Source organism: Vibrio sp. 10N.247.310.24, assembly GCF_041467175.1.
Lineage (GTDB): Bacteria > Pseudomonadota > Gammaproteobacteria > Enterobacterales > Vibrionaceae > Vibrio > Vibrio tasmaniensis_A.
Map to the genome: position 1 here is coordinate 37,629 of NZ_JBFSUD010000045.1, position 1,204 is coordinate 38,832.

The 1,204-nt window shown below is 46.5% G+C and carries 1 protein-coding gene and 1 pseudogene; both read right to left on the reverse strand.

Going from position 1 to position 1,204, the window contains the following annotated elements; genetic code table 11:
• Positions 1–238 (reverse strand): annotated as a pseudogene (locus tag AB6E08_RS14680) (hypothetical protein); the annotation flags it as partial.
• A 10-nt stretch (positions 239–248) separates the two neighbouring features.
• A partial coding sequence (locus AB6E08_RS14685; RefSeq protein ID WP_372160035.1) for an LruC domain-containing protein occupies positions 249–1,204 on the reverse strand: 956 nt, incomplete at its 5' end.

A 1,204-nucleotide genomic window follows, 5' to 3' on the forward strand; every position in this document is an offset into this window, starting at 1 on the left:
ACGTCACTGGTGCTGTCACCGCTGGTGTTGAAGGCGATGGGTTAGGAGTTGATGCTCCTCCATCGCCGCCTCCGCCACCACACCCTACCAACGCTAGTGATGCAATTAGTAATGGAATACGTATTGACTGCGACTGAGCCGTATTTTTCTTAAGTGCAGCATTCGACAGACTAGATAAGATAGCATTGTTATAGTTCCGGCGACCGTTTGTTACTGTCTGTTTAATTGGCATATTCATAATCATTCTCCTAAGGCAAGTAACATTGGTCAGCGGCAGGTGTTTGGAACCAATCGGTGGATTGAGTACCACCGGATTCAGCAAAGTTCGCAAAGTTTGGATAGGCGGTGACGATATCTACATATTCCAGTGGCCATTGCCATTCCGTGTCTGAAGTAATCAGCAGTGCCCAAGGGTGGTTGTCTGCGGTTTTGAAATATTTGCCTGTTGATGGATTACTGTCATCAACGCCTAGTCCTGTTTCAAAGAGATTAGCGGTATCAAATGCCTCGGTTGGAGCTTGGTCTGGTAAATGCACCTCCCAGCTGCGCCCTGGATGTAGAGGTAGGTTTTCACCATGATAATACCCAGGCGTTGCGAAGATGAACGGGTCGTAAGGCATGTCAGTCCAACTGTCAGTACTCACTCCATCGCCAGCTAAAGTAATCCCGATTTGGAAAGCGAATTGCTCATCTTCTTTACAAGAGCTGATGGTGCGGTAGAAGGTACAACTAGTACTGATTTTCTCTGTAAGGTCGTTAGCAATAACAAAGATTGCCTCGCTACGTCCTTGCTCCAAGTCTAAATCAGTGAACACACCATTGTGCTTCATGTAAGAGCTTCCGCTACTCACTAAGCTTGGGTCTAGATTAGGAAGTCGAACCGCAAAACCATTTCTGTACGAAGCACCTACTGCAGCAAGACGTCCATCGATGGTTGATTTAACGACTTTTCCATCTTTAAGGATCTCGGTAATGCGATACATAAGAACAGCATCGTTCATGTCGTAATCAGCCTTATAAGGCCAGTTGTCTTCATACGCCAAAGTTGCGTAACCAGAAGCACTTGGGAAGTAACGGGCTGTGGCACCATCATTAAGAACATCAACTTGAATATCGACCACCTCACCGGAGGTAGAGCCGCCAAAGTAGCCCCCTCTGGCAGGATAGTTGTCACTGTTAAAATTTAACCAGTTTGGGCGATAAA